Genomic DNA, 1,135 nt, shown 5'->3' on the forward strand with positions numbered 1-1,135 from the left:
ACGTTGACCATGGCAAGACGACGCTGACGGCGGCGATCACGAAGTATTTCGGTGATTTCAAGGCCTACGACCAGATCGACGCGGCGCCCGAGGAAAAGGCGCGGGGGATCACGATTTCGACGGCTCACGTTGAATATGAAAGCCCGAACCGGCATTACGCGCATGTCGACTGCCCCGGCCACGCCGACTATGTGAAGAACATGATCACCGGTGCGGCGCAGATGGACGGCGCGATCCTTGTGGTGAACGCGGCCGACGGCCCGATGCCGCAAACGCGCGAGCACATCCTGCTCGGCCGTCAGGTCGGCATCCCCTACATGGTCGTCTACCTGAACAAGGTCGACCAGGTCGATGACGAGGAACTGCTGGAACTGGTCGAGATGGAAGTGCGCGAGCTTCTGTCCAGCTACGACTATCCCGGCGACGACATTCCGATCATCAAGGGCTCGGCGCTGGCCGCTCTGGAAGGCCGTGATCCGGAAATCGGCGAGAACTCGATCCGCGAGCTGATCAAGGCGGTGGACGAATACATCCCGACGCCCGAGCGTGCGATCGACCAGCCGTTCCTGATGCCGATCGAGGACGTGTTCTCGATCTCGGGCCGCGGCACGGTTGTGACCGGCCGGGTCGAGCGTGGCGCGGTGAACGTCGGCGACGAGTTGGAAATCGTCGGCATCCGCCCGACCAAGAAGACCACCTGCACCGGCGTGGAAATGTTCCGCAAACTGCTGGACCGCGGTGAGGCCGGCGACAACATCGGCGCGCTGCTGCGCGGTGTGGAACGTGACGGGGTCGAGCGTGGCCAGGTGCTGTGCAAGCCGGGTTCGGTTAAGCCGCACACCAAGTTCGAGGCCGAGGCCTATATCCTGACCAAGGAAGAAGGCGGCCGGCACACGCCGTTCTTCGCGAACTACCGCCCGCAGTTCTACTTCCGCACGACCGACGTGACGGGCACCGTGAAGCTGCCGGAAGGCACCGAGATGGTGATGCCTGGCGACAACCTGAAGTTCGAGGTCGAGCTGATCGCGCCGATCGCGATGGAAGAAAAGCTGCGCTTCGCGATCCGCGAAGGCGGCCGCACCGTCGGCGCCGGCGTGGTGTCGAAGATCATCGAGTGATCTGACGCGGATCACCG

Annotated in this window: 1 protein-coding gene; it reads left to right on the forward strand. The window is 63.4% G+C overall.

The genetic code is table 11. From position 1 onward, the window contains the following. The coding region (gene tuf, locus ACFSCT_RS19510) for an elongation factor Tu (protein ID WP_379145632.1) at positions 1-1,118 on the forward strand (1,118 nt) is incomplete at its 5' end. Positions 1,119-1,135 lie beyond the last annotated feature (17 nt).

The organism is Paracoccus pacificus (assembly GCF_042680785.1).
GTDB classification, from domain to species: Bacteria; Pseudomonadota; Alphaproteobacteria; order Rhodobacterales; family Rhodobacteraceae; genus Paracoccus; species Paracoccus pacificus.